This window comes from Pontibacter anaerobius, assembly GCF_026241195.1.
GTDB classification, from domain to species: Bacteria; Bacteroidota; Bacteroidia; order Cytophagales; family Hymenobacteraceae; genus Pontibacter; species Pontibacter anaerobius.
Genome location: NZ_JAPFQO010000004.1, coordinates 29,934 through 51,316, shown reverse-complemented (window position 1 = coordinate 51,316; position 21,383 = coordinate 29,934). Strand labels below are relative to the sequence as shown.

Genomic DNA, 21,383 nt, shown 5'->3' with positions numbered 1-21,383 from the left:
TACAAAAGGGTTGGCTGGCGGCGCAGCAAGGTGTACATAGCCGGGCCGCCAGCTACAAATATACTAAACCGCCGGCATACTCCGGCAGGTGCAGGTTTATAGTCTTCACTATTGTTTTGCGGTGCATTTACGCAACGCTCCCGGCCGTGGGACAAGTATAACTGTGAGGCGGGTAAATTTTTTCGAAATTTTTATTCGGAAGAAGCCTTGCTGTATCAGGGAGTTAGCTTTTGGCGGGTTAAAAAAGGTGAAATGTTTGTCGGGAATTTTAAGCGGGGGTATTGCGTTGTAGCAATCGATGTAGTATGTTTGCAGTCTCTTAAGCAGTAAGGGAATTCCACGGAGAGGTGGGTGAGTGGCTTAAACCAGCAGTTTGCTAAACTGCCGTACTGGTAACGGTACCGGGGGTTCGAATCCCCCCTTCTCCGCTGAAAGATGATGAAGAAAAAAGTTTTAAAAAGCTTTTGCTAATCTGAAATCTTCACTTACCTTTGCATCGCAATCAGGGAAAACGGTTGAAACACCGGTTAATCTGAAAGCGAAAAAATAGTTCGGGGTGTAGCGTAGCCCGGTATCGCGCCACATTTGGGATGTGGAGGTCGTAGGTTCGAATCCTGCCACCCCGACTAAAAAAATTTCGGAAGCGATTCCGAAATTTTTTGTTTAAGGGTAGAGCAACCGCTCTCCTGACGAACGCTGGTCTCGTAGCTCAGCTGGATAGAGCAACTGCCTTCTAAGCAGTAGGTCTTTGGTTCGAATCCAAACGGGATCACTTTCAAAACATTGAAAGACCCTCTTTACAGCCATGTAGAGAGGGTTTTTTGTTTTATCTCACTCTCAATTCTTCTCTCAACTTCTGGGTCTTTCAATGGCGTGGCCTGCTTTGACTTTATACTTGGTTGGTAAAAGCTTTTCGATGAAGACTGCGGGTATAGTTCTCGTAGTGGTGCCGGTTTCTAGGGGTTGTATGTGTACTTAAGGTTTTATTATGCTATGAGTTTCTTTTTTGTCAGTATTATTCTTTTGATCTATAAGTACATAATCAAATGCTAATTTATATGTCCAATTCATAGTTTTATAATAAATCATAAAGCAAAGCACGCTTAAAATTAAATAAGTGGTTACTTCTAATATTTCTACGGAATTGAAAATAATTAAAAAAAATGTATCTGTATTTATTAGTTCTAAGCTTGATATAGACGTCCATAGAGCACTTATTGAAAATACCAAAGTTAAACTTCGGAATAGAGAGTATAAGGATGAGTTCTTATCTAGTTCTGAAAGAGCGGGTAAATTCTTCACTCTAATATAAGAATAGGCCCAATGGTAAGTATCTACTGGATTGTTCCTGTCCCCAAGATGTTGAACCTTTTGAACTTTCTTGACCTGCTTTAAGCTACTGTGGTGATTTAAAAGCTTAGCTAAATAACTATCTGAAAATCTTATTCGGGTATAAAGAACTTCAAATATCTTACTAACTAGGAATGATGCGTGCCCAATAAAGTATGAAACAACAAAGAATGCAGTAATTGCCACCCAACCTTCGAGTGGAACCCCTTTATCTACAATTCTATTATATAAATTGGTGAATGAATCTAGTCTAGTAAATGGTATAATAGTTCCGGGTAGTATAATAGAGAATATATCAAACGTACTTAAAACTGTATAAGATGGCTTTAATAACATTTTACTCATATTATATGTGATAATTTAATTACATATAATATGAGTAAAATGTTATTATTTATACTTTATACTATCCATTCTCTGCCCGAACCTTACTTTCTTCAGGACCTTGTGCAGGCAGATAAGTTGCTCCCGGTCCTGCTCCCAGAGGGTAAAACCGGGGATGAATAGAGTTTCAGGAGGCTTCTATGTGGTAGAGTCATATCTTCAATTTGATTACCATAGCTTTCTTTGGCTGATCTCCGGTGACAAAGCATCGGGCTATATTAACCAGTAGCCACCGGTAACCTTCTTCTTATTGCATGCCACATGGTGGATAGAGAAAGGCTCGGTGGCGTTCTCCATCAGCTCCAGGGCTTCCTTTAATTTGATAATCTGCTTGCTCATCAGCAGCGAAATTGAAGATCACAAGGCGCTAAAAAAAGACAGGAAAATAGGGCTACTTTAAATATTACTGTAAATTGAGTCTTACTGAAACCTTTGTAAAAGTTCAATTATGGCATTAACTCTCCACGATTTGCCTGAGGCACTTCCATATCCTCAACTAATGACACACCCAAATGAAACTGTCACAATCTATCAAGGAGAGTTTCTTTTAAAGAATGATGAACTGGAATTAATTGTTAATGGATCTATTGAGTTTAAATGGTTTCCACGATCTAGACCAATTCTCACGGGAGAAACAATTTTACAGTCCATTGATGACTTCATGCGGATGACTGAATCTAACAGATTTAGCGTATTCATTGAAAGACAGCTTTTTAGTGAATGTCTTTTGATTGATATGGGCTTTAATAACCCCGGTGAGGTAGCAAAAATAAGAGGTGCTATTGTGGGGAGGCCTGTTAAGGGGGACTCTTCTATTAAGGTAAATACTGCATACTTTTATATCCCAAATCTACTTGCCCTTGGTGGAAAACCTATTAAGCGATTTTCAGGTCAGCAAGTACAATCTTCTCATTCGAGAATATTATTTGAAACTCCAGAGTATAATATAGTTTTAGATAAAGACTTTGAATATACACATAAAGGAAAACTGCTTAAAGATAGTGGCGGTTATTTCTTTTTATACAAAGGTGAGGTAAGTAAGAAACACGGTAGTCTCTCAGTAAATGAAGTCAGAGAAATTCTAAACTGTTTCTCAACATTCTTGAGTTTTATCAATGGTAGGAGTACATCTTCGATGTTTACACATGGCATACATGAGAATGAAATTAAATGGGTTGATTACACTTACAACTTCATTGAGCCTTATGTTGGAGTTAAGCACTGGATTGAGGAACGACAGGCTAAGCATCTTAATAATATTTGGAATCACTTCTATGAAATATGGAGGGATAATGACGGCAAATATGTACTTGAAACGGTAGTAGGTTGGTATCTTGATGCAAATTCATTGAATGGAGGTTTGCATGGTTCGATTGTAATGGCTCAGTCTGCTCTCGAATTGATTTATAACTGGCTTGTAATAGAGAAGAAGAAGTTAATTTCAGGCAAAGATGCCGAGAATATAGCTGCTTCTAACAAAATTCGACTACTGTTAAGTTTAATTAATATTGATTATAATATCCCTGATGGGCTTCAAGAGTTAGCTAAATTTAATATAGAAACAGACAAAAAGAACCAAGTTGACGGTCCAGATCTTATCGTTCAAATACGAAATGCCATCGTGCATTCTCAAGCAGAAAAAAGGAAGAATCTAAATGCTATACCTTTCGAAGTAAGGCAAGAAGCATTAGAGCTTTATATTTGGTATATTGAAATGTCATTCCTCTTTATCTTAAAGTATGAAGGAAGTTACATTAACAGATGTTCGAGTGAGTTATATTTCCATAGTAAGTTAACTTCTGTGCCATGGGCCCAAAATAAATAGAGTATTACTTATTGCCTTGACTGGCTTAGGGTAAACCCATTCTCAAATTTTTACATACAAAGCCGCGTTTCCAGTTGATACGCGGCTTTTTATATATCCTACCCTATACTTTAATGTCTCAAAATCTAACTGCTCACCCCGACGGCGCACTGTTGCGGTTTGGCAAACTTCTACGCCCGCCTGTACACGGGGGATGACGTTGTGAGCGCCAGGTATAGAATTACGAGGAGGGCGGCGATGCCTGAAGCCAGGAAGGTGGCTGCAGCCCCGTACAGTTGCCAGAGAAGCCCGGCCAGGGCGGAGGCGCCCAGTGTGGCGATACTCTCGAAGGCTGTGTAGGTGCCGATGGCCGTGGCCGTGTCCTGGGGGGCGCTGATGTTGGTGATCCAGGCCTTGGAGATGCCCTCTGTGGCTGCCGCGAAAAGCCCGTACAGGAAAATGAGCGGCAGGTAAACCCAGTTCAGCTCAAAAGTTGCCATCCCAAAGTATACGAGCACAAACAAGCCGAGCCCGAAGAGGTACACCCGCTTCAGGCCCCACCTGTCGGCTATCACACCCATTGGGTACGAGCTCAGCGCATAGATCAGGTTATAGAGGATGTACAGGCCGATCAGGTGCGTATCGTTCAGGCCTGCCTCCTTCATCCGGAGCAACAGAAAGAAATCGCTGCTGTTGAAGAGCGCAAACAGCAGCAGGCCTACCAGCAGGCGCCTGTATGTAAGCGGGCTTTCACGCCAGTAGTGCAGAAAATCCAGGAAGTTATACTTGGTCCTCGGGCTGAGCGCTTTGGCAGGCTTTCGTTTTTCACGCAGGAGGTATAACAGCAGAACCGACAACAGCCCCGGCACAAAAGCATAGTAGAACAGGGGCCGGTACTGGCCGGGGTTAAAGTAGAGGTAAACAAGCGCTATGCCGGGTCCGAAGCAGGCCCCCAGCGTGTCCATGGCGCGGTGGAAACCGAACACACGGCCCTTTGTCTCTGGAGTGGCCTCATCCGAAAGCAGCGCATCGCGGGCGCTGGTGCGCAGCCCCTTTCCGAAGCGATCGAGGGTGCGGGCGCCGAACACCCAGAGCGGAATGCTGGAAAACGCCAGCATCGGTTTGGACAGGGCGGCCAGCAGGTAACCCGACCGGATGAAAGGCAGGCGCCGCCCGGTGCGGTCCGAGAGTCTGCCGAAATATCCTTTGCTCAGGCCCGAAATTGCCTGCGCCACGCCCTCCAGTATTCCGATCAGCAGCACAGAGAAGCCAATGCTCTTCAGGTACAGGGGCATGATCGGGTATAGCATTTCGCTGGCCACATCGGCAAACAGGCTTACCAGGGCAAGTATCCAAACGGTGCGGCTCAGCAGTTTTTGTGTCATGTGGGGTGTGCTTTGTGTGAGGGATTTACTGGCTATACTTCCTGCCCGGCCTAACCCTTCGGCAGAACGCAGCGGCTTTCCAGAACCATACGTAATTGCCGAAGAAAACGTATTCGCCGGCACCCGGAGGCAGCTGCATCTCCTTTAAAAAGGACAAAGTCTGCCAGCAGGGGAATCCTTGGTATTGCAGCAAGTATAAAGTAAAAATCTCACTTACCTTAAAGAGATTTTTACGATTTCTCTTTACACCAAATTGCAGGCATAATTGCCATGCATACACCCACAATCAAAAGGCATTACTTTATACTTTCCCTGTCCCTCAGAAACTCCATTTCAGCCTTACAAAAACAGCCTTGGATACGGCTTTGAACTCTCCCTGCTCCGAATCCAGGAAAAACTGCCCGATGGCATCCAGGTCGAGGTTGGGGAAGGCGGAGTAGGTGAGGGTGGGGTTGAGGAAGAGGGCCTGGTCTTCGGGAAAATAGATGGTGGCCAGACCAGCGTTCAGCAACGGGTGGATGGGATAACTCGCCTGGGCGAACACGTTATACTTGTAGGGGGATAAATCCTTTACGGACAGGCGGCCCGGCCGAAAGGCCTGGAACAGCAAGACCTCAGGGTTTTTCTCTCCGCGGCTGTTATACAATACAGAGGCATGCAGGTACAGGGAACTTGCAAAAGAGTAGTCTGCGGAAACAGAGGCAAGCAACTGCCCGCTTTTATGCAGTGGGTTTTGGTAAGGGTGGAGGTAGGTGAACTCGCCTTTAAAGCCTGCATCCTGTATACTTCCTGCCCAGCCCAGGCCTGCTACTGCCTCGCGGCCCAGCACCCCTCCCAGAAACTGTATGTCGTACCCGCTCCGGTTGAATTTGTACAGGCCGGCGATGGTTTGTTTGGCCGGGTCGGTGGTGAGGCGGGCGGCAAACTCGGCACCTCCCGCAAAGCCGGTGAAGTAGCGCACCCGCAGGGCGTCGCTGCCAGGCCGCTCCTCATAGTCGAAGTCGAAGAAGGAGTAGGCGTTGAAGATGTCGTTGGGGTTCCAGACCAGGTTCAGCCCCCAGTTTATGCGCTGCCGGCCCAGGCGCACTTCCAGCTTGTTTTTGGTCCACTCGGCGTACACGCGGTCCAGCATGGTGTGCACCAACAGCGAGCGGCTTCTCACCGGCATAGCCGAAAGGTCCCATACATCGTTGCCGGAGTCGATCAGCTGCGGGTATTGTGGCACCTGGCGGAGCAGGTCGCCGTAGAAGATGCGGTTGCGTACCTCCACCACCAGGCTCAGGGAGGTATCGATGGCATAGGTGAAGTTGAGGCGGTTGTGGAGCAGGTTGTCGGTCAGCAGCGAGTCGAGGCCACGCACAAGTATAAAGGTCTGCAGCTGTTTCACATAGCCACTCATCTCCAGGTTCTGAAGTATGGACTTGCGTGTTCCGGTTTGCTGAACGCTTTCGGAATCTATCCTCAGGGAGTCTGCCTGTGCGAGCGCGCTTCCTGCATGCAGGCAAAGTATACACACCGCTATCCAGACCCCGGCACGCATCTCAGGCTTTCGTTACATCCGACACTATTTTGCCATCCTCCAGCGTGATCACGCGGCGGGCTTTCTCGATCACGCGCTGGTCGTGGGTCGAGAAGATGAACGTGACCTTTTCCCGCCGGTTCATTTCGGCCATCATCTGTAGCAGGTTGCCGGCAGATTTTGAGTCGAGGTTGGCGGTGGGCTCGTCAGCAAGTATAAACTGCGGCCGCGAGGCCAGGGCGCGGGCCACCGCCACCCGTTGCTGCTGTCCTCCCGAGAGCTCGGTTGGGCGGTTGTCCATGCGGTCGCCGAGGCCTACTTCCTGCAGCAGCTGCGCAGCCCGCGCCTCGCGTTCCCTGGCCGGTATCTTTTGCAGCAGCATGATAAACTCCACATTCTCCCTGGCTGTAAGCACCGGAATGAGGTTATAAGCCTGGAAAACGAAGCCGATGTGCTCTAGCCTGAAGTCGATCAGTTGCCGGTCGTTTAGCTCGTTGAGGTGGTGCCCGCCTACTTCCACATGGCCGGCGGTAGGGTAATCGAGCCCGCCGAGGATGTGCAGCAGCGTCGATTTACCGGAGCCGGAAGGCCCTACCACCGCTGTAAACTCACCTTCCATTATCTCCAGGTCCACGCCACCGAGGGCATTCACCGGCACCTTCGTCTCCTTGTATACTTTGGTAAGCCCGCTTGTTCTGATCACGACTTCTGGCATAGCGCTCTATTTTCAGTGTGGGTTGATAATTGCCCGTTAGTTGATCTCCCTGGTTTTAAACATCCCCTCCGGAGAGGGTTTAAGCTCATTTTTATACCTGTTTATACTTTTATATTTAGTTATACTTCTGGTCACTCCCTGCTATTTTCAACTCCTCATGGCCTCCACCGGGTTCAGCCTGATCGCTTTGTAGGATGGGTAAAGCGCTGACAGGATCGCTGTCAGGACGACGCTTGCTACCATCAGGAAGTACTCGCGAGGAGTCAGGAAAGGGTAGAATTGCGTGCTGTAGCCGTATTGCTGCAGGCCTTTGGTCCAGGCGGAGAGGTCGATGCCGGTATTGCCGAGCCAGGTAACCGTGGCGTAGCCCAGCAGGCACCCGATAGGGCCTCCCACCAGCGCCAGGAAGATCGTTTCCAGCAGGATCATGCTGAAGATGCGTTGCCGGTTCATGCCGATGGCCATGAGCATGCCCAGTTCCCGCTCCCGCTCCAGCACCGCCATCAGCATGGTGTTCACGATGCCGAACGCCAATGCCACCATCAGGATCACGAGCAGGATGGTCATCGTCAGGCCCGACTGTTCCTGCATCAGGTCCAGCTCAGGCGAGAGCTCCTCCCAGGTTTTCACGTCTACCATAGGCCAATGGCTGCGCAGGTACCGGGCCTCGGGCAGCACCTGCGTGTTGGCATGCAGCAGTACCGCTATCTCATGGGTGAGGGTGTCGGTGCCCAGGAGCGGGCTCAGGTCCTGTTGCCGCACATATACGGCGCCCTCGTTGAGGCGGGGCGACGGCGAGTCAAAGATCCCCTGCACCCGGAATGCGCCCGCCACCACGTTGCCCTCCACATCCTGGAAGGTCAGCACCAGCTTGGTACGGAGACCTGCCTTTAGCTTGTCGGCCATTTTACGGCTGATGAGGATGGCGTTGCGGGACTTCCCGGTAAAGTATGTTCCCTCTTCCAGCAACGAGTCGAGGGAGGTGGTGGCGGCTTCCTGCTCCCGGTTAATGCCGTAGATCTGCACACCGGCACTGGCCCGGCTGGAGGCGATCATGCCATTGATGAGAAGGCGCCTGCTGAAGGCCTTGACGGCAGGGTCCTGGCGCAGGTAGGCTACGATGCGGTTGGCATGGGGAAGGCTGAAACGCACTTCCGGCTCCTGCCTGAAGCGCGGGTGGTGCAGCTGCAGGTGGGAGTAGTCGTGGTTGATGGAGTTGCGGATAAAACTGTCGGACATGCTGTTCATGAAGCCCACGGACAGCGCGATCGCGCCTATCCCCACGGCAATGGCCGCTATCACCACCAGGCTGCGGATGCGGTTGCGCCAGATATTGCGCCAGGCTATGAGGAGGAGCATAGGCATGGCATTAACTTCGTAAAGCGGTTACAGGTATAAGCCGCTGGATGAACCAGAGCGGGTAAATGCCCAGCACCGCCGTGATAATGGCGACGGTGTAGGCCTGCCGCAGAAAGATATCGGATTTGCGCGAGAAGGGGAGAACGGGCTCCATCCCATAGTTCTGGTACAGCTCCGCCAGGTTGCCCGAAACGGGTATCGGGTGGTTGTGCATGTACAGGATCACCGGCAAACTGACAAGTATGCCCAGCAGCGTGCCTCCCAGGGCAAGCATCAGAATCTCCAGGAACATGACGGACTGCAGCTTCAGGCGGCTCATCCCGATGGCGAGCATCACACCCATCTCGTAGCGGCGCTCGGTGGTCATCATCAGGAAAGTGCCGAAAATGCCGAAGCTGATCACGGCGTAAAGTATGATCAGGATCACCTGCGCGCCAATCCTGTCAATCTCGAAGCCCTGCACCAGCTCGGGCATAAGCTCCTGCCAGTTCATCACTTCAAACTGCGTCGCGTTTAGCTCCTGCTGCAGCGTTGCGGTGACATCCTCTACCTTCCCGGGGTCGTCTACCAGCAGCGAGAGCGAGGTCAGGCGGTCGCCGGTGTCATAAAGCCATTGCGCCTCCGGCAGGGGCAGGTATACCACCTGGTCGTTGAGTTGCGTGGAGGGGAATTTCACGATGCCGGCCACTTCATACTTGCCGGCGGCATTTGCCCCATGGTATCCCTGGCCAATAAGCACGAGCGTGTCTTTGGGGGCGAGTCTGAGGAAATCGGCCAGGCCCTCGGCTACCAGCACCTTTTTCTGACCTGCCTGCAGGTAGGTGCCTGCCCTCATTTTGTTGCGCAGGTTGGTGAGGTTGTCCTCCTTTTCCGGGTCGATGCCGATAACGAGGGTGCCTTTTGTGCGGTCGGTGCCGGAGGCGAGGGCGAAACTCTCCAGCCGGGGCACTACGGCCACCACGCCGGGGTGCTGCGCAACTTTGCTTTGCAGCGAGGCCTGGTTCACAAAACTATTGTCGAGGGTTCGGTCGTCCCAGTAGCCCTGATGGTGTATCTGTATGTAGCCGGTATAGAAGCGCACGGCATTATCGATCAGGTTGCCCCAGGCCGCTGTTTGCATGGATTGCATGAGGCTGGAGAAGAACACGGCAAACGCCACTGAGGCCAGTGTGATCAGGGTTCTGCGGCGGTTGCGCCAGATATTTCGCCAGGCCAGGAGCAGGTACATCGCTTATTTTATCCGTTTCAGGTTCTGGATGGAGAAGAATCCGTCTTCCAGCGGTACATCGAAGGCAAGCTGGCGGTACTCGATGATGGTCCTGTTCCTGGGGTTATCGGCCGGGGTTACCTCCAGCCGTGCCGGCAGCAGCCGGCCTCCCAACATGCGTATGTCGGAGGCTTTCATGGTGTTCACCAGCTCCCCGTCCTCGTCGTAGAAGCGCACCAGCAGCTGCAGGTAGTCTTTTTTGTCGATGTAGTTGATGACCTTGCCCCACACCACGGCCGCCTCCTCTTTAGGCGTCATCATGATCTTGTAGCTGGGCCTGCCATCGATGACAGTGTCGCCAGCCAGCGTATGCTCATAATCCTCTACCATGGATGATTCCTTTACCAGGTCGTCGTTCGTGAAATCGGAGCCCATCCAGGACTGCAGCATCATGGACGGTGGCAGCTTGATGGTGCGGTCAATGGACGGTTGCCAGTTCCATACTTCGCGCTTGCGTTTCAGGAAAGCGGTGCCCTTGTCGCGGGCAGGGGAGGTGATGAGTATCATGCCCAGGTCCTTTCCCTTTTGCCAGCTTTTCAGCCCGATCTCGCGTTGCCAGGTGGGCCGTACGATGCGCATCACCATTTCTCCCTGGTTAGACTTGCCGCGTACTTTATCATCCGCCCGTTGCACAATTTCCCTGGCGCTGGGCTGCGACTGAAGCAGCAGGACAAGTATAACTAACAATAATTTGAGGCTGATGCTATACATAACAGAGCTGCAGTGAGGTAAAAAGATAGCTTGCTATTTCTTATACGGAAAAGTGTTTATTGTATATGGAATAGAAATATTTATACTTTATAAGGCTCTCCTCAATTGCCCCGGAATACATTTGTATGGTTAACCACCGCGGTGCAGCAAGTATGCCTGGCGCGAGGTGCCAAAGTATAGCTGGCGGAGAGAGGGTACTGTGCTGGAACCGCAGGGTCGTTTCATTCTATTTAGTTAGTGTTCATGGCGCGAGCGTCCTCGCTCGTGTTGGACTATAGTGCGGGCCTCTGGCCCAGTTGGATTGCAAATCCAACGTTGCAAAAGTCACGGATCACAGATCCGCGCCAGCAAACTATAGAATGAAACGCCCCTGGTGCTGGAACCGGGCTACAAAAGAAGCGGCCGGGCTGTTCAGCCGTGTGCAGTCGCTGTGCTCCTCACACGGCTGGCACCCGGCAAATCAGGTATACTTTATGCTTAAAAGCTTTGGAAGGATAGCTTTATACTTTAATTTACAGGGCTTTTGTATCTATACAGCCAAGTATATCGTTAGAAGCCTATACTTTGTAAATGGTACTCTTTTAGTGAAGGATCTTGAAAGTACGGCTGCTGTCGTACAAAACAACCTTATCTACGTTTTAATAGTATTGCCCAAAGTTAACAAACCCAATTGCATGCTTCTAAAAAGGTTTTTGCCTAAGATTTACATCCCGCTGCTTTGCAGCGTCCTCCTTTTAACCGGTTGCTTTAAAAAGCAGTCTGCCGACGAAGAAACCGATACCGGCGGCACCGCCCCCCCGATGCAGGAAGAGAAAGCAGGCACCGCGCCGGAAGCTGCAGCCGCAGAGGCCGCCGCTCCCTCCAAAGTAGACGTGAATGTGTACCTCGAGATATCGAACGGAATGAAAGGTTTTATGCCCACGGCAGCGGCCGGAAAAGAAGCCACCACATTCCAGAACAACCTGCTTAAACTGATCTCGGAGGTGCAGGACGGCCGCTATGTGGCTGACAAAGCCTTTTACCTGGCCAAGGAGGATGCACAGAGCCGCCCGGTGCTCGACAGCGTGTCATACAATACCATGAAAAGCTATATCGTTAGTGGTATTAGGGATGATGTGCGCGGCACGCCGCTTCCGGCCATGCTGAAGGCGGCTTTGCAGAAGTCCATCGACCAGGGTGCGGTCAGCGTCATCGTCTCAGACTTTATACATGGCCCCAGCGACCAGGGACAGTTTATCTCCCTTGATGCCGATATCAGGAGCAGCCTGAGGGAGGCCGAGCACCAGGGGTTGGCCATCGCTATACTTGGCAATACATCGGAGTTCTTCGGTACCTACCACCCGGTCGTGAAGAAGCCGGAGGTCAGGAGAACGCTCAACGGCGTGGAGATTCCCTACTACATCTGGGTGATCGGCAAGCAGCAGGAAGTGCAGGTGGTTACCAACAAGGTGCTGCGTAACCTGCCGAAGCAGCAGGCATACTTCGGGTTTGAGTATAAGACCGTGCCTTACTCGGCGCTGTTAAAGGAAAAGCAGTTTAAGCCGGCCGGGGTTGTCTACTGCAGCAGCCGCAACGCCGATCCGTGTACCTCCGTTAACCTGCAACCCGAGAAAGACGTGCCGGTGGAGTTTACGATCGGGCTGAACCTGAGCAGACTGCCCCTGTCGATGCAAAGTATAGATTACCTGAAAAAGAACCTGAAGGTAGCCGGCAACGGCAGCAGGGCACGTATGGTGTCGGTGAAGGCGGCGGATGAAAGTATAAAAGCCACGCCCGACCTGGCCAGGTATACCCACTTTGTTCGGGTGCAGGTGCCGCAGCTAACCGCTAACGCCGGCTCCCTAACGGTGCAGCTGCCGCAGGTATACCCTGCCTGGATCGATAGCTGGGCAACCGATAACGACAACAACCCGGCAGCGGACCCGAAAAAAACTTACCAGTTAGATAAAATAGTAGACGGCGTTCAGGCCCTGTACCGCGACCAGAGCGACTTCGTTTTCAGTGCAACCTTAAAGTTTAACAAAGCAGACTAACCTATATGATACAGCAGTTTTTTTCAGGACTCTACGAACTGGTTTTAGGCCGGCCCATCCCTGCCAACTTCACCAACGATTACCGCGAGGTCGTTTTCCCGAATACCGGGCTGATGCTCTTCATCATTTCGCTGGCCATGGTGCTGGTTTATTATTATGTGCTGAACCGCATGATGAGCACCGGCCTGTATAAGCCGCGCCACTGGGTCATGTTCCTGGTGCTGAACGCCATCATCGCCTTTATCATACCCATTATGCAGGTGACAGGCAACGACATTGAGACACACTCTTACACGTACATGTTCGCTTTTGTGAACGTGATATACAGCCTGATCCTTTTCTTCGTTTTCTCATTACTACTCAAGCGGGGCTCCGTGCAGGCATGGACAACCCCGATGAAATGGCCCAATAAAAAATAACTATGGCAAAGCTTTTTGTATTCGGAATCGGAGGCACCGGCTCCCGCGTGATCCGCTCGCTGGTCATGCTGATGGCAGCAGGTGTCAAGATTCAGAACTGTGATAAAATAGTACCGATCATCATTGACCCCGACACCCAGAACGGCGACATGAACCGCACCGTGGAACTGCTTAAAACATACAAGCACATTCATGATGCGCTGGGTCGCCGCGACGATGGTTTTTTCCACACCGATATCAGCACACTCTCCAGTATAGCGGGCGATGGCACGGCCAAGATCCGCGACAGTTTCGTGTATGATTTCGGGGGCATCAACAAGCCGTTTAAAGACCACGTGGGCTATAACCAGCTGGACGTAGAGAGCCAGGCGCTCATCGACCTGCTGTTCACCCCGGAGAACCTGAACAACAGCCTGGACGTGGGTTTCCGCGGTAGCCCGAACGTAGGCAGCGTGGTGCTGAACGAGATCATTGATTCTCCCGAGATGCGCTTCTTTGCTTCCAATTTCCAGCCCGGTGATCGTATCTTCTTCGTGAGCTCGATTTTTGGCGGAACAGGCGCGGCTGGTTTCCCGCTGCTTCTGAAGAACTTCAAGGATAGCCGCACAGGATTGCCTAATGCCGCAAGTTTGAATACAGCCCTGACGGGTGCGATGGTGGTGCTGCCATACTTCTCGCTGGAGCAACCTGCCGCCGGTGTGGAAGCTGACTTTATTGATTCCAATACCTTCACCACGAAGGCAAAGGACGCGCTTTCTTACTACCAGCACCACCTGAACGGTGTGAATGCCGTGTACTACATGGGCGACACGCCGGACAAGCCGATGGAGAACAACCCGGGCCGTGCCAGCCAGAGAAACGATGCGCATTTGGTTGAACTGCTGAGTGCTTTGGCTATAGTTGACTTCATGGATTATTCGGATGATGAGCTCTCCGGGAATGAGACTTTCCATGAGTATGGCCTGCGCGAAGACGTGAGCAACGTGCAGTTCTCGCACCTAGACAGTGAAACCCGCGATCGTATTGCCACGCAGCTGATCCGATTCCACTACTTCGAGCGCTACTACACCACGCACCTGCCCGGCGACGCGCAGGCGGCCTATGCCAAAGGCGTAGACCTGCAGGGCGCCATCCGCAATGAGCCGGTTTTCCGGGAGCTGAACAAATTCCTGACTAATCCGGAGTTCGGCTACCAGGCGTGGCTGCGCGAGCTGAGCCGCAAAGAGAGAACCTTCGCCGCCCTGGACCTGAACGAAACGGACTTCAACCGCATGGTGTCGGACAAGCACGTAGAAACTGGTTTCCTGAACAAGGGAATAAGTCAGGGCTCCTTTGTAAAAGAACTCAACCGCGCCTCCGAATCCGTCTCAGACCGCGACGCCTTTAAAGCAACTATAAAAGCTTTTGAAACCGCTACAGAGAGGCTGGTGGAAGAGAAGTTGAAGTATAGTTAGAGACCTCCCCCAGCCCCCTCCTAAAAACAGGAGGGGGAGTTAAGGTTCTTCAGGGTTTGTAATCCGAATTTAGCCACCAGAAGCAGCTGCAAAAAGTTTAAAAGCGGATTACAAATCCTTGCATTACTATACTTTCGGATTGCAAATCCGAAAGAGCAAAGGAGGAACTAAAGTATAGGGAGTGTTTTTTTCTCTTTGTCATCCTGAAAGGATCTTGTGGAAAAGGAGCATAGACTTCAACTATGAAAAGTCACAACTACTTTGTGTACATCATTACAAACCCAGGCAAAACAGTGCTTTATACAGGTATAACGAATGATTTGCAGGTGAGAATTAATCAGCACAAAGAGAACCGAGGAAAGCCGGAAACATTTACCGGACGCTACTACTGCTATAAGTTGCTGTACTATGAACGCTATACTTATGTACAACATGCTATAGAGCGTGAGAAAGATATTAAGTTAATGAGTAGAGAAGACAAGCTTCAACTGATAAAGACAGAGAATCCTACGCTGATGTTTTTAGATGTGTGGGAGTAGTGGAGCTTACTGGTTATTTTCCACAAGATCCTTTCAGGATGACAAAAGAGTGGGGTAGAATTGAATTTTAATAAGGGGCCAGAGGCCCCGCTATAGTTAGTCACGAGCCTGGAGGCTCGCGCCATACTCAATAATACTATAAAAAGAAACAAACATGCCGAAAGTACTTCGTCTTCATAAAACCGGTTCTAACGTGGAAGGCTGGGCAAAAACCAGCCAGATCACGAGCACCGAGATCAAAGATATTACCGATGGCGCGGGTGGCAGAGCCTTGAAGATCAACGCCTCCATCCCGACGCCGTTTGCCCGCATGCACCTGTTCGAGACTGCTTTCGATTTTGTGAAACGCGGCGTGGCAGGCAACAGCACCAACACCATCTACCATCGGTTCGTGACGCACTTCTGGGACCTTTGGGAGTTGCTCTACAACCACCAGAGCTACGCGCAGGCCGGCAACAAGATCATCATTCGTCGCTGGAACAAGCACCAGCAGTTGGGTGCCATGCAGGCAAACCCGAATACGAGTCTGCTGGGCCGTACGCTGGAGCTGTTCATGAACGACAGCCGCTTCCAGGGTATCGAGGATATCTTCCTGATCTTCTTCGAGTCGACGAACAGTCGTGGCGACCGGCATATGCAGCTGATCGGGGGCACCTCGCCGCTGACGTTCCTCTTTGTGGCTCCGAACGTGCAGCCGCTAAGTATAAACAGAGCCCAGAATATCGGCACCTACTTTGACCATAACTATGTGTCGCTGGAGGACCGTGAGCCGGATTTCAGGGAGTACGTGCACAAGCTGTTCGTATCGAACCCGGCCATGATCCAGGCTTTTCCGGCAGTGTACAATGCACTGGACGAGAACCTGCTGCGAAGTATAAATATGGCAGGCGCGGTAGGGCAGGGCGCCATTGCGTCTCAGTACCTGCAGCTCGTGGATTTCCAGCAGAACCCGGTTCACGTCGGTCATATCAATTTCCTGGTTAAAAAGGACCAGACCGCCGTTACCAGCAGCGACCTGTTCATCCGCCCGACGCACTCCGGTTTTACCGGCGATCGCCCGATCGTGCTGAAACCAGACCTGCGTTTGGCCCCGAATATCAAGTATGTGAATAACCTGGCCTGGCCGGCAAACACCGAGGTAAGCTACGCCGATGAAAAACCATTGGAGAACCGCTCGCTGCCGGGTGTTGGGTTCAACTATCCATACCTGACTATCAACGACCTGCTGCAGGAAACGCTGGTGCAGGTGCCTTACGAGGTGAATACCGATCGTTTTTACAGTGGCACCGTGGTGTACCAGCCGGGCGTAACGGAGAAATCCTTTAACTACCTGCTGCCGGTCACGAGTTTATACTTTGAGTTCTTCACGCCGGAGGATTTAGCCAGCCACCTGACCTTCCACATCGACGTGAACCATGTGCGGGTAACGCTGCAGATACCGACCGAAAAAGGCAACGTAGTATACGAGCGCAGCTATTACGACAACCCGCTGAACTCGAAAGACGCGAGCGGAAACGTGATCCCGGAGAAAGGCCATATCCTGAAATCCAGGATTGGTCTGGGCGTGTTCCCGTTCTACAAGTTCACAGACGCCGTGCAGTACAACGACTTCTATAAGGTGATGCTGGTAGATGAGGACATCGACCCCTTGCTGGTGAATAAGAATCATTCGCTGGACTTTTATGTGGGAGGCAAACAACTGGAAGCCGGCGGAGGAATTACATCGGCCATTGCGCACCGCAGAACCAAGAAGAGCAACAGCAGCGCAGGCAGCACCTACTACGAGATACGGGGCACACACTTCGATTTTGCGGAGTTCACACATGCCGGGGTAGACTTAACGGGCAAGGCGCTGATCGTACCGAAGTTCGAGGAAAAGCAGCAGGGGATACACAATTTCACCTTTGCCATCGACTTCGGAACCTCTAACACGCACATTGCCTATACTTCCGGCTCCAACCAGCCGCCGCGCGAGTTCTCCATCACTGCTAACGACCAGCAACTGGTGATGCTGAACAAGCCTTCCGATGACCCGTCGCTGACGGATTACCAGCGTTTCCATAAGCGCGGTTTCGGCAGGTTGTTCGCTGTGGAGACTTTACTGAAGCGTGAGTTTATACCTTTGATCATCGGTTCCGGCGGTTCGCTGTATAACTTCCCGACCCGGACAGCCACCTGCGAGGCCATCGATTTCGAGAACCAGATCACGAACCTGTTCGGTAACATCAACATCGGTTTCTCCATTAACACCGAAGGTACCCACCAGGACCAGTACAAGCAGACCTACCATACCGACCTGAAGTGGAGCGAAACGCTGACCAATGCCGGCAAGCGCCGCATCGAGGCGTTCTTCACCGAGATCATGCTGCTGATCAAGAACAAAGTGGTGTTGAACAACGGCAATGTGGCCAGCACGAAAATCGTGTGGTTTGCACCGCTGAGTTTTGATGAGTATTCCCGCAACATGTTCCAGAACGTGTGGGACACGGTGTACAACAATGTGTTTAAGAATGGCAGAAATACGGTTTGCATTACAGAATCCGTGGCGCCGTTCTACTTCCTGTCCAGAACGGGGGCCGTGGTGCCGAGCCAGGACGAGAACCTGATCAACGTGGATATTGGCGGCGGTACGACCGATGTGCTGCTGTTCACCAACCGTAAACCGTCTCACAGTTCCTCGTTCCGCTTTGCCGGTAACGACCTGTGGGGCGATGGCTTTGCCACCGTGAAAACCAGCAAAGACAACGGCCTGCTGCAGTACGGGGTAGACCACGTGCTGCGCATTCCGCTGACCGAGGAAGGCCGCGAGTACCGTAAGTTCCTGGAGACTGCCCTGGATAACCCGGATTTCAATTCGGCAGATATCAGCAGTTTGCTCTTTAGCTATGACAAAGAGCTCAACTATAGCGCGCAGTTGTTGCAGGCACGTCAGCTACGGTTAATGTTCTACCTGCACTTCGGTGCGCTGATGTACCACCTGGCTCAGCTGGTGCAGCAACTGGATGTGAAAATGCCACGTTACATCTCGTTCAGCGGGCGCGGTAGTCTATACATCAGGCTGCTGAGCGCGGGCAACAACCTGTCGAATGTGGAGCGCTATGCCAAAGCCATTTTCCAGAAGGTGACGGGGCAGGAGCCGCCGGCTAACTTTAAGCTGGTGCTGGTAGACAACCCGAAGCAGGTTACTGCCAACGGTGGTGCCATGGCGCTGGAAGGAACAGACCTGAACGACCTGACCAACATCCCGATCATGCGCCCAACCGGCTCGGCCAACAAAGAGGACGCACTGACACCTGTAACCAAAACCCAGATAACGGGAGAGCTGCGCCAGGAAGTGTTGGACAACGTAATGGCCTGCCTGGAGCTGCTGCTCGACGATCCGGACGTATCGCCGCTGATGCGCTCGATGGGCGTGGAAGTGGACCCGATGCGCATTCTCGATTTCATGCGTACCAACCTGCAGGACAGCTATACCATGATCCTGGAAGACACCGTGCGTGGCCTCACAGACCGGGAGCAGCTGCATGAAACCATGTTCTTTATGCCGCTGAAGCAGTCGCTGTACTTATTGTCGAAAGAGCTGTACAAGCAGCAGTCGCAGGTAAGCGCGATCTCTTAAAGTATATCCAATGACCCCAGACCCCTCCCCATACAGGGAGGGGATTTTTCGGATTAAAGCAGGTTTCTTAGGGATTGCATCATTTTTTCGCTTCAGGTGAAAAACAATACCTATAAAACTTATAGCTTGCTGAAAATAGTACCATACTCACCGCCTGCGACAAGGGCAGGAGTTGGAAATAAACATCAATATGAATTCTTATTCAGAATAAACAGCATTGACTCATGAATACAATAGCAGTCATTATAAGTATAATCGCCCTGATCGGGGCAGGCTTTGCCTTTTTAAGGGCCGTCAGTGCGTACAACATGCTAACGAAGCGGATTGATAAACTGAAAGAGAATAATACCTACCTGGAGGCGCGCGTCAGGAAACTGGAGGGCGGGGCAAGCAGGGGCAGCAGAGCCGCAGGCGATGCCGGTGAGTCTGGCGGCCGTAGAAACCAGCCACGGCAGGAGCAGCAGGAGCAGCGCCAGAAGCAAAGGGAAAAGCAGCCGTCGCAGCAGAACCCCGAGCGTACGGAGCAACAACCGCAGCAGCCCAAGAGAAAAAAGGAGAACAGGAGACGTAACGAACGATCAATGGATAGAAACGAGAATGAGCAGCAAGGGCGGGCAGCAACCTCACCGGCCGTAAACCTGGAGTTTGCCGGCGGTAACCTGCTGGATGAACTGGAGCAGGCCGCTAACCCGACGCCGCCACCTGTGCAGCCTGAGGCAATGCCGGAGCTTGCGGCAGATTCAGGCTCCCGGTTCGCGATTATACCGGAAGACGGCGTAATACGCCAGCACCAGCTGCAGCAGCGCCCCGACTCCGACAGCTACATTGAGATGGACGTGCCGGCAGAAGGCAGCAACACAACCCGCTACCGCTTTAACCTGTCGGGTAACCATGCCTTTGTAATTGCCCAGGGCATAGACCGCCTGGAGAACGCCTTTGATTTCGAGAAGCCATCCAACCGCATGGTGAGCCGGGTAGTGCTGCAGGGAGACGGTGTACTTACCAAAGTCAACAATGGCTGGAAAATACAGGAGAAAGCACGCATAGATTTCAGATAACCCCTTAGATGGAAGGCATTTTTGTTTTAGAGGCAGTACTCATACTGATCATACTTGGCTACCAGTTGTACGTGTACAAGGGTAACAAGCAAAAGATAAAAGGTATAGCCGATCTGTATCCTTCCGAAGACCGGCTACACTTACGGGAGCAACTGCTGGAGACGGGAAGTATAAAACCCGCTGCCGCAAAACCTGACGGACAAGTATGGGAAGCCATACTTGCCGGCAAACCCTTTCGGGAGTACACGCCCTCCAACCCGGTTGTTAAAAAAGTGGTGTCTGCAGAAGACAACACGCTGCAGATCGAAGCGAAGGGCGGCCCGGTGGCGAGCTATAGTATAGCCCGCGAGAAACTGGAGAAGCTGTTTGCCGGCGGCCACCTGCACCTGGTGCAGGGCGACCCGGAGGCACTCATCAGCAGTGTGGCGGCAGGAGGCAAGGGCACAGCCACCATCGATGTGATCGAGGTGCAGCACCCGTCCGAAACCTTCAGCAGCATTATCCGGAACACGAACGAGTACCTGAAGCGCAACAAAGGCGCCGCAGCCGATTTCGAGATACTGAAAGACGTGTCGGAGCGCTACTCCGAGGCGCTGGACGGCGAGGTGCAGTCCACCATCGCCACCCCTCTTTACATCGGTTTGCTGGGTACGTTTTCGGGTGTGATCATCGGCCTCTCCAGCCTGATCTGGTCTGGCTATGGGGCGGAGGAGGCCGGCGCTGCGGCTGACTCTTTCATCACGGACCAGAATATTCCCTCTTTCCTGTTTGGTGTGCTTATCGCCATGTCGGGCAGTTTCCTGGGGCTGTTGCTGACGTTGTTGGGCAATAATGCCCTGAAGAACGCACGCAGCCTCCGCGATCGCAACAAGAACGGCTATTATACTTTTCTGCAGACCAACCTGCTGCCCAAGCTCAACTCCGATATGGCGGCCAGCCTGGGTAACCTCAAGTCGGTGCTGGATTCCTTCAACCGCGATTTCCTGGACAAGGTGCTTGGGTTCCGGCCGATCGTGGACTCGCTCTCGGAGAACATCAGCATTCAAAAGGATTTTATACAGAAGCTCGACGAGATCGGGTTTACACAGATGGCCAACGCCAACCTGCAGGTATTCGATAAGTTGAAGGAGAGCGAGCAGCTGTTTAAGAACTTCCTGCAGTACCAGGTGGCGCTTAACGATTCGGTGCAGAAGGGCGGGGAGCTGACGCACCACATTGCGCAGGTGCTGGGCCGCCTGACGAGCCTGCAGGAGGGTTTCGACAAAGTGCCGGGCTATCTGCAGAAGCACGACGAGTCCATACAGCGGCAGGTGAATTTCTTTGGGCAGCATGAGCGCGAGCTGCAGGATATCGGCTCCAGGATTGAGCAGTATTTCGACAAGGCAGCCCTCCGGCTCACCGACCTGATGGAGGCACGCCTGCAGCACCAGGAGCGGGATGCCCAGAATGCCTACGAGAAGTGGCAGGAGCATTTCAGGAGGCTGAACGAAGACAATGTCTACCAGCGCATCCTGGACTACATGCGCCCTTTCGAGAACCTGAGCCAGCAGCAGGATAAACTTAATACCGCGCAGCAGCAACTATCCGGGGAACTGCGGCAAACCAACGAACGCCTGTTACAGAAGATAGAGACCGATGCCGCCATTCAGCAGCAACTGCTGCAGCAGCTCCAGACCATGAATGCGCATATGGCTAAAAGTATGGAGCCAGGCCCATTAAAGGCAGCTTTCGACAAGTTCTTCGGCGGCGGCCAGAACAGGAGGTAAG

16 protein-coding genes and 3 tRNA genes are annotated in these 21,383 nt (G+C 51.9%); 11 read left to right on the top strand and 8 right to left on the bottom strand.

Annotated features, from left to right (window positions below; all coding sequences use genetic code 11):
- The first annotated feature begins 341 nt into the window (after positions 1-341).
- The 3 genes from OO017_RS07695 (at position 342) to OO017_RS07685 (ending at position 772) form a co-directional block, all read left to right on the top strand.
- A tRNA-Ser gene (locus OO017_RS07695) sits at positions 342-428 on the top strand.
- Positions 429-552: 124 nt separating this feature from the next.
- A tRNA-Pro gene (locus OO017_RS07690) sits at positions 553-626 on the top strand.
- Between the two features lie 72 nt (positions 627-698).
- A tRNA-Arg gene (locus OO017_RS07685) sits at positions 699-772 on the top strand.
- Positions 773-975: 203 nt separating this feature from the next.
- Here the strand turns inward: OO017_RS07685 and OO017_RS07680 are convergent.
- Both OO017_RS07680 and OO017_RS07675 read right to left on the bottom strand, forming a co-directional pair.
- Positions 976-1,695, bottom strand: coding sequence for a hypothetical protein (locus OO017_RS07680; RefSeq protein ID WP_266051888.1), 720 nt, complete (start codon positions 1,693-1,695; stop codon positions 976-978).
- Between the two features lie 252 nt (positions 1,696-1,947).
- The gene (locus OO017_RS07675; protein ID WP_266051887.1) at positions 1,948-2,073 is read right to left on the bottom strand and encodes a hypothetical protein; all 126 of its coding nucleotides are present in this window, start codon (positions 2,071-2,073) and stop codon (positions 1,948-1,950) included.
- 109 nt (positions 2,074-2,182) lie between these two features.
- On the opposite strand from OO017_RS07675, the gene OO017_RS07670 reads away from it, so the two are divergent.
- The gene (locus OO017_RS07670; RefSeq protein WP_266051886.1) at positions 2,183-3,559 is read left to right on the top strand and encodes a YopA family protein; all 1,377 of its coding nucleotides are present in this window, start codon (positions 2,183-2,185) and stop codon (positions 3,557-3,559) included.
- A gap of 170 nt (positions 3,560-3,729) precedes the next feature.
- Here OO017_RS07670 and OO017_RS07665 read toward each other — a convergent pair whose 3' ends face one another.
- The 6 genes from OO017_RS07665 to OO017_RS07640 form a co-directional block, all read right to left on the bottom strand.
- Positions 3,730-4,923 (bottom strand): MFS transporter, encoded by a 1,194-nt coding sequence (locus OO017_RS07665; protein ID WP_266051885.1) that lies wholly within the window; start codon positions 4,921-4,923, stop codon positions 3,730-3,732.
- A 319-nt stretch (positions 4,924-5,242) separates the two neighbouring features.
- On the bottom strand, positions 5,243-6,463 hold the full coding sequence (locus OO017_RS07660; RefSeq protein WP_266051884.1) for a hypothetical protein: 1,221 nt from the start codon (positions 6,461-6,463) through the stop codon (positions 5,243-5,245).
- Between the two features lies 1 nt (position 6,464).
- Entirely contained in the window at positions 6,465-7,157 is a 693-nt protein-coding gene (locus OO017_RS07655) for an ABC transporter ATP-binding protein (protein WP_266051883.1), read from the bottom strand.
- A gap of 147 nt (positions 7,158-7,304) precedes the next feature.
- Entirely contained in the window at positions 7,305-8,516 is a 1,212-nt protein-coding gene (locus tag OO017_RS07650; protein ID WP_266051882.1) for an ABC transporter permease, read from the bottom strand.
- A gap of 10 nt (positions 8,517-8,526) precedes the next feature.
- Complete coding sequence (locus tag OO017_RS07645) at positions 8,527-9,744, bottom strand: ABC transporter permease (protein ID WP_266051881.1); 1,218 nt, start codon at positions 9,742-9,744, stop codon at positions 8,527-8,529.
- A 3-nt stretch (positions 9,745-9,747) separates the two neighbouring features.
- A complete protein-coding gene (locus OO017_RS07640) occupies positions 9,748-10,494 on the bottom strand; it encodes an outer membrane lipoprotein-sorting protein (RefSeq protein WP_266051880.1) in 747 nt (248 codons plus the stop codon).
- Between the two features lie 692 nt (positions 10,495-11,186).
- On the opposite strand from OO017_RS07640, the gene OO017_RS07635 reads away from it, so the two are divergent.
- From OO017_RS07635 to OO017_RS07605, 7 genes are all read left to right on the top strand, one after another.
- A complete protein-coding gene (locus OO017_RS07635) occupies positions 11,187-12,527 on the top strand; it encodes a hypothetical protein (RefSeq protein WP_266051879.1) in 1,341 nt (446 codons plus the stop codon).
- A 5-nt stretch (positions 12,528-12,532) separates the two neighbouring features.
- On the top strand, positions 12,533-12,946 hold the full coding sequence (locus OO017_RS07630; protein WP_266051878.1) for a hypothetical protein: 414 nt from the start codon (positions 12,533-12,535) through the stop codon (positions 12,944-12,946).
- Between the two features lie 2 nt (positions 12,947-12,948).
- On the top strand, positions 12,949-14,400 hold the full coding sequence (locus OO017_RS07625; RefSeq protein ID WP_266051877.1) for a hypothetical protein: 1,452 nt from the start codon (positions 12,949-12,951) through the stop codon (positions 14,398-14,400).
- 242 nt (positions 14,401-14,642) lie between these two features.
- The gene (locus tag OO017_RS07620; protein WP_266051876.1) at positions 14,643-14,939 is read left to right on the top strand and encodes a GIY-YIG nuclease family protein; all 297 of its coding nucleotides are present in this window, start codon (positions 14,643-14,645) and stop codon (positions 14,937-14,939) included.
- A 154-nt stretch (positions 14,940-15,093) separates the two neighbouring features.
- Positions 15,094-18,558: an acetate and sugar kinases/Hsc70/actin family protein gene (locus OO017_RS07615; protein WP_266051875.1), complete on the top strand. Its 3,465-nt coding sequence runs from the start codon at positions 15,094-15,096 to the stop codon at positions 18,556-18,558.
- A 224-nt stretch (positions 18,559-18,782) separates the two neighbouring features.
- Positions 18,783-19,616 (top strand): hypothetical protein, encoded by an 834-nt coding sequence (locus tag OO017_RS07610; protein WP_266051874.1) that lies wholly within the window; start codon positions 18,783-18,785, stop codon positions 19,614-19,616.
- A gap of 8 nt (positions 19,617-19,624) precedes the next feature.
- Positions 19,625-21,382, top strand: coding sequence for a hypothetical protein (locus tag OO017_RS07605; RefSeq protein ID WP_266051873.1), 1,758 nt, complete (start codon positions 19,625-19,627; stop codon positions 21,380-21,382).
- Position 21,383 lies beyond the last annotated feature (1 nt).

What these genes read in the sequence shown, in the direction of transcription:
- OO017_RS07680 (WP_266051888.1), bottom strand. Translation starts at nt 1,695, where the DNA reads ATGAGTAAAATGTTATTAAAGCCATCTTATACAGTTTTAAGTACGTTT.
- OO017_RS07675 (WP_266051887.1), bottom strand. Translation starts at nt 2,073, where the DNA reads ATGAGCAAGCAGATTATCAAATTAAAGGAAGCCCTGGAGCTGATGGAG.
- OO017_RS07670 (WP_266051886.1), top strand. Translation starts at nt 2,183, where the DNA reads ATGGCATTAACTCTCCACGATTTGCCTGAGGCACTTCCATATCCTCAA.
- OO017_RS07665 (WP_266051885.1), bottom strand. Translation starts at nt 4,923, where the DNA reads ATGACACAAAAACTGCTGAGCCGCACCGTTTGGATACTTGCCCTGGTA.
- OO017_RS07660 (WP_266051884.1), bottom strand. Translation starts at nt 6,463, where the DNA reads ATGCGTGCCGGGGTCTGGATAGCGGTGTGTATACTTTGCCTGCATGCA.
- OO017_RS07655 (WP_266051883.1), bottom strand. Translation starts at nt 7,157, where the DNA reads ATGCCAGAAGTCGTGATCAGAACAAGCGGGCTTACCAAAGTATACAAG.
- OO017_RS07650 (WP_266051882.1), bottom strand. Translation starts at nt 8,516, where the DNA reads ATGCTCCTCCTCATAGCCTGGCGCAATATCTGGCGCAACCGCATCCGC.
- OO017_RS07645 (WP_266051881.1), bottom strand. Translation starts at nt 9,744, where the DNA reads ATGTACCTGCTCCTGGCCTGGCGAAATATCTGGCGCAACCGCCGCAGA.
- OO017_RS07640 (WP_266051880.1), bottom strand. Translation starts at nt 10,494, where the DNA reads ATGTATAGCATCAGCCTCAAATTATTGTTAGTTATACTTGTCCTGCTG.
- OO017_RS07630 (WP_266051878.1), top strand. Translation starts at nt 12,533, where the DNA reads ATGATACAGCAGTTTTTTTCAGGACTCTACGAACTGGTTTTAGGCCGG.
- OO017_RS07625 (WP_266051877.1), top strand. Translation starts at nt 12,949, where the DNA reads ATGGCAAAGCTTTTTGTATTCGGAATCGGAGGCACCGGCTCCCGCGTG.
- OO017_RS07620 (WP_266051876.1), top strand. Translation starts at nt 14,643, where the DNA reads ATGAAAAGTCACAACTACTTTGTGTACATCATTACAAACCCAGGCAAA.
- OO017_RS07615 (WP_266051875.1), top strand. Translation starts at nt 15,094, where the DNA reads ATGCCGAAAGTACTTCGTCTTCATAAAACCGGTTCTAACGTGGAAGGC.
- OO017_RS07610 (WP_266051874.1), top strand. Translation starts at nt 18,783, where the DNA reads ATGAATACAATAGCAGTCATTATAAGTATAATCGCCCTGATCGGGGCA.
- OO017_RS07605 (WP_266051873.1), top strand. Translation starts at nt 19,625, where the DNA reads ATGGAAGGCATTTTTGTTTTAGAGGCAGTACTCATACTGATCATACTT.